The sequence below is a fragment of the Leptolyngbya cf. ectocarpi LEGE 11479 genome (assembly GCF_015207065.1).
GTDB lineage: Bacteria > Cyanobacteriota > Cyanobacteriia > Phormidesmidales > Phormidesmidaceae > Leptothoe > Leptothoe ectocarpi.
Map to the genome: position 1 here is coordinate 1 of NZ_JADEXP010000413.1, position 5,557 is coordinate 5,557.

Annotated in this window: 5 protein-coding genes; 3 read left to right on the plus strand and 2 right to left on the minus strand. The window is 51.7% G+C overall.

Annotated features, from left to right (window positions below):
• Positions 1 to 1,528 (plus strand): translational GTPase TypA (typA, locus tag IQ260_RS27120; RefSeq protein WP_193996198.1); only part of this gene is annotated, 1,528 nt, incomplete at its 5' end.
• A gap of 93 nt (positions 1,529 to 1,621) precedes the next feature.
• Here the strand turns inward: typA and IQ260_RS27125 are convergent.
• Both IQ260_RS27125 and IQ260_RS27130 read right to left on the minus strand, forming a co-directional pair.
• Complete coding sequence (locus tag IQ260_RS27125; RefSeq protein WP_193996199.1) at positions 1,622 to 2,215, minus strand: Uma2 family endonuclease; 594 nt, start codon at positions 2,213 to 2,215, stop codon at positions 1,622 to 1,624.
• A gap of 104 nt (positions 2,216 to 2,319) precedes the next feature.
• The gene (locus IQ260_RS27130) at positions 2,320 to 3,072 is read right to left on the minus strand and encodes a Uma2 family endonuclease (RefSeq protein WP_193996200.1); all 753 of its coding nucleotides are present in this window, start codon (positions 3,070 to 3,072) and stop codon (positions 2,320 to 2,322) included.
• A 175-nt stretch (positions 3,073 to 3,247) separates the two neighbouring features.
• On the opposite strand from IQ260_RS27130, the gene IQ260_RS27135 reads away from it, so the two are divergent.
• Positions 3,248 to 4,435, plus strand: coding sequence for a DUF58 domain-containing protein (locus tag IQ260_RS27135; protein ID WP_193996201.1), 1,188 nt, complete (start codon positions 3,248 to 3,250; stop codon positions 4,433 to 4,435).
• 258 nt (positions 4,436 to 4,693) lie between these two features.
• Positions 4,694 to 5,557, plus strand: an 864-nt coding sequence (locus tag IQ260_RS27140; protein ID WP_193996202.1) for an MBL fold metallo-hydrolase, incomplete at its 3' end; no start/stop codon positions are given.

Below are 5,557 nucleotides of genomic sequence, written 5' to 3' on the forward strand. Positions count from 1 at the left end.
GGGCATGGTAGACGGCTGCATCCTGATTGTGGATGCCAATGAAGGGCCGATGCCTCAAACTCGTTTTGTCCTCAAAAAAGCTTTAGAAAAAGGTCTACGCCCCATCGTCGTGGTTAATAAAATTGACCGACCTCGGGCAGAGCCCATGGGTGCGGTAGATAAAGTCCTGGATCTATTCATCGAGCTGGGTGCTGATGACGATCAGTGTGACTTTCCCTACCTGTTTGCGTCCGGTCTTTCTGGCTATGCCAAGAATGAGCTAGAAGACGAAGATAAAGATATGCAGCCCCTGTTTGAGGGCATTTTGCACCATGTTCCACCGCCCGTGGGTGATGCTGAGAAGCCTCTGCAGCTGCAGGTGACGACGCTGGACTACTCGGATTACTTGGGTCGTATCATCATTGGTAAGGTCCACAACGGTACGATCCGCGCGGGTGAACGAATCGCGCTGGTCAAAGAAGACGGCAAAATCGTTAAGTCCAAAATCTCGAAGCTAATGGGCTTTGAGGGCCTCCAGCGGACTGAGGTTGAAGCAGCGACGGCTGGTAACATCGTAGCAGTGGCTGGTTTTGCCGATGCCAATATAGGTGAGACGTTAACCTCGCCTGACGATCCTCAGGCACTGCCGCTGATTAAAGTGGATGAACCCACCCTGCAAATGACCTTTGCGGTCAATGATTCTCCGTTTGCGGGTAAAGAGGGTAAGTTTGTCACCTCTCGTCAGATTCGCGATCGCTTAATGCGCGAACTGGAAACCAACGTTGCCCTACGGGTGGAAGACACCGATTCACCCGACCGCTTCAGCGTATCGGGACGAGGTGAACTGCACCTGGGTATTTTGATTGAGACCATGCGTCGTGAAGGCTATGAGTTTCAAGTATCTCAGCCTCAGGTGATTTTCCGTGAAGTTAGCGGTCAGCCCTGTGAGCCTTATGAGCAGCTGGTGATGGACGTGCCTGAAGACGCCGTGGGCGGCTGTATGGAACGTCTAGGTCAGCGTCGTGGCGAAATGCAGGACATGATGATGGACGGCAATGGTCGCGCCCAGCTTGAGTTTGTCGTACCGGCTCGGGGTCTGATTGGCTTTCGGGGTGAGTTTATGCGTCAAACTCGGGGCGAAGGCATCATGAACCACAGCTTTTTGGAGTATCGCCCCATGTCTGGTGATGTCAGCGCTCGCCGTAACGGGGTGCTGATCTCGTTTGAAGAAGGTGTGTCTACGTTCTACGCGATGAAAAATGCTGAGGATCGCGGTGTATTCTTCATTGAACCGGGAACCAAGGTCTATAAGGGTATGATTGTTGGGGAGAATAACCGTCCTCAGGATCTAGAACTCAATATCTGTAAGGCTAAGCAGCTTACTAACCACCGGGCTGCTAGTGGTGATGAGCTAGTGCAGCTGCAGTCACCCCAGGAAATGGGACTGGAGCGTGCGCTGGAGTACATTGCTTCGGATGAGATGGTAGAGGTGACTCCAGAGTCGATTCGCTTACGCAAGATGTCGAAGAAGAAGCTGGCCAAGCGCTAATAGCTGATTGCATGAGTTCTGAAGGATCCCCCCAACGGCTGCTAGCCGTTGGGGGGATTTTGCATATGGTTCTTGGTTGAGATAGAGCAAAGCTTAAACAGCAGGAGGCAGTAAGTTCTTGAGCAAAAGGATACTGTCTGGAAAAGCTACGGGAGATATTTTCTGATTCTGGGTAAGAATTAAATGGCTAGTGTATCCAGTCACTGTGGGACTTCGAAAAACATGGAGCTGCCGATGGGGTAAATCCAGGACCCAGTAATCAGTAATTCCTGCTTGAGCATAGAGTTTATCTTTGACTTCACAGTCCTGCTTAAGAGTGGAATCAGCTACTTCGACAATCAGGCAAATATCCTTTGGTGTGGGGTGATGAGCAGCATAATCAAGAAAGTTGCCTTTGACGATTGCAAGATCAGGTTCAGGCTCTGAGTAGCTATCAAGCTGGATTGGATCCTGGGTACTGACAAAGAAAGGTTGATTTGCTAATTCTTTGTCTAAAGCTGTTGCCAATAAACGGAGAGCTGTAACGTGAGGCGTTCCTTTGGCAATCATTAGAATGACTTGGCCTGCTAGTAACTCTGTGCGATCGCACTCTGCCAATACCCCTGACTCCGCCATACGATGATATTCATCCACATTCCAGCGTTTGAGTGTCTGGCTATCAAAGGAAACAGAGGGCAAGGCAACCATAGTCTTAGCCTGGGAATATGCTGTGCTTATTTTAACTGAAGCAACTGGTAAGCAATTTATCAACGGCTGATAGCTTCACCGCCTGATCAGGCAGGTATTCGGGCTTAAATGTCATTGGGATCTATGCCGAGCGATCGCAACTTTTCCGCTAGCGCCTCAGACTTTCGCCGGGCGGCATCAAGTTCCTGCTGAGTCGCATCAAGGGTTTGCAGTGCCTCATCGCGTTCTTCTATGACTTCTTCCTGGTTAGGTAAAATTCGACCGGTTTGAGGATCGTAAAACCGTAGTGATTTAGGAATAGGTACTATCCCAATTCCTTTAAACGACTCACGCAGTTGTAAATCTAGACCCAGGACCTGACTGCGAATGAATGGGATTTGATCTGCCGTGTACTGCACAGGCAATGGCTCATACCGACCGTTAAGCAGCTGCGCCCCCTGTAGCTGAGGCTGCAGATAGTCTGCTGTCGGATCGTATTGAAAATACTCTTGCACGCCTAAACTGGCGTATAGCTTGGGCTTATTTTCTTGATCTTGCTTTTTAGTCGTTTTGGAAGTGATTTCTAACACAAATGACGGTAGCTTATTGTCTTCTTGCCAAGCTTTATAACTACGACGCTTGCGATGGCTAACACCAAATATGACAAAGACGTCGGGGGAGATAATGGCTTTGGGGTTACCTTCTTCGTAGTAGATAAATAGATTGCCAGACACATAAACGCTGCCACGGCTCTTAAAATACAGCCTCAGCGCTTCAACGCTATACAACAAATAATCGCGGGTAGCATCGCTTTCTGTCATCGGTTGACCGTCTGACTCAGGATAAAAAACAGCAGCAGGGGTGCGAGGCGTGGCCATAGCTATGTGTGATAAAAACACCATCGAAGCTGTTAGTTAGTCTAGCGTAACCATGGGGGGCTGATGTGAGTTCCAGGCTCATGCCATGCACTCTCAGGCAATTGGCTAGATATGCTAAAAAGGATGTCTAACGGGCCAACGAGGTTTAGACAACAGCAGTGTTTCTGGTAAATGGGTGAATAAACGGATTACTAACTGGTTAGAAAACAACTGGGTGACGCCTGCCTACAGTGGCTGGGTGCTATTGGGGATTACTCTCTGTTTTCTGGGAGCAGCAACAAACACGATGGCTGGTTGGCTGTATGTGATCAGTGGTATCACTATTGCCCTGCTATCGGTGTCGTCAATCTTGCCCCAGCGGGCGTTGCAAGGACTCTCCGTGAGTCGGCAAATGCCGCGTCCTGTGTCGGCGGGAGAGTCTCTTTCTATGGTGGTGACTCTGGAAAATGGGACGCTCCAGGCTAAGAGTTTGTTACAGCTGCAGGACCTGATACCGGCAGAGTTAGGCGGATATCAGACCCATGCGATCGCACTGCTAGAAGGCCAAACGAAGAATCAAACCGGACAAACAGAGGCGCGATCTCAACACACCTGGCGCTATGAAATCCCCACCCAGAAGCGCGGTATTTACACTTGGCCCCAGGTCCGGCTGCGGACAGCGGCTCCCCTCGGCCTATTTTGGTGCAGTCGTTTACACCCAGCCAAAGCCAAAGCTATCGTCTATCCACAAATCCTGCCCCTGGATCGCTGCCCTGTAATTGACTCTCTCGGCACTGAAGTGGGCCGACAGCAGCTACAAAAAGCTGCTACCAATGCTACTGGCACGGAGGGGTTGACCCGAGCGCTGCGGCCCTATCGCTGGGGAGACCCCACCCGCTTGATCCACTGGCGCACCAGTGCCCGCTATGGAGAACTACGTGTCCGAGAACTGGAAGTGCTCACCAGCCACCAGAGTTTAATCATTGCTATCGATACTTCCAAGGCTTGGGATCTCCAGAGTTTTGAGCAGGCAGTAGTGGCAGCGGCATCGCTGTATCACTATGGGCAGCAGCAGGGCCTGGCCACCCAGCTGTGGAGTGCTCAGACGGGTCTGGTCCAGGAGACGACCGCCGTATTAACCGTGCTGGCAGGGATTCAGTTTGACGATGGCGGTGACCACAAGCTGCCAGCCCCACCGCTGATCTGGCTGACGTCCCAAGCTAACAGACCGCTGCCGCCCCACAGTGCTGAAATTCTGTTTCTACCGAAGACAGCGGCCCATTCTGGTGCGCCATCGTCTAGCGAGGCCAGGGGATTGGTGATTAATCCGGTGGATGACTTGCAGCGTCAGCTGCAGGGGGTAGCTTCGGCTGCGCTCAGCTAACGTCGGCTGCGCTTAGACAGGGGATAGCTTCGGCTGCGCTCAGCTAACGTAAGGCGCGTGGTAGAGGACTGAGCGAAGTCGAAGTCCGGCTCACCACAAGATTTTATTTCCATTGCCTAGACTGGAGATAAAACCAACGGGGAAGCACTCAGCTAACGTAAGGCGCGTGGTAGAGGACTGAGCGAAGTCGAAGTCCGGCTCACCACAAGATTTTATTTCCATTGCCTAGACTGGAGATAAAACCAACGGGGAAGCACTATGGCTCAGCTGACAGCCCGTCGCCCAGAAAATGTAGAGGGCGATATTTTTGTTGATACTAGCTGTATTGACTGTGATACCTGCCGCTGGATGGCGCCGGATACCTTTAGTCGAGAAGGCGATATGTCGGCGGTACATCATCAACCGCAGACCCAGGAGCAGCGAATACAGGCATTAAAAGCACTGCTGTCCTGCCCAACGGCCTCTATTGGCACGGTTGCGCCGCCTAAGGAGATTAAACAGGCTCAGACCCAGCTGCCGACTCTGGTTGACGACGGTGTTTATCACTGTGGCTATCATTCTGAAAAGTCCTATGGGGCAGCCAGCTATTTTGTTCAGCGGCCTGAGGGCAATATTCTGATTGACTCACCGCGATTTTCGCCGCCCCTGGTCAAACAGCTAGAGGCTATGGGCGGTGTGAAGTATTTGTACCTCACCCACCGGGATGATGTGGCCGATCATGCTAAGTTTCACGACCATTTCGATTGCGATAGCGCTAGCGCTGACTCGTTAGTTCGCATCCTCCACACCGACGATATCACTGCCGATACGCAAGCCGTCGAACTCAAGCTACAGGGTCAGGAGCCCTATCAACTAGCGCCAGACATTACCATCATCCCGGTTCCTGGCCACAGCAAAGGCCACACGGTGCTGCTTTATCAGAATAAATTTCTGTTTACCGGCGATCATCTAGCCTGGTCCGTTCACCTCGGCCATCTACATGGCTTCCGGCGCTTTTGCTGGTATTCCTGGACCGAGCAAATCAAATCAATGAAACGGCTGACAGACTACTCGTTTGAGTGGGTACTGCCCGGTCACGGACGGCGGTTCCATAGCCAGTCAATGGCGGCAGAGCTGCAAACC

What these genes read in the sequence shown, in the direction of transcription:
- IQ260_RS27125 (WP_193996199.1), bottom strand. Translation starts at nt 2,215, where the DNA reads ATGGTTGCCTTGCCCTCTGTTTCCTTTGATAGCCAGACACTCAAACGC.
- IQ260_RS27130 (WP_193996200.1), bottom strand. Translation starts at nt 3,072, where the DNA reads ATGGCCACGCCTCGCACCCCTGCTGCTGTTTTTTATCCTGAGTCAGAC.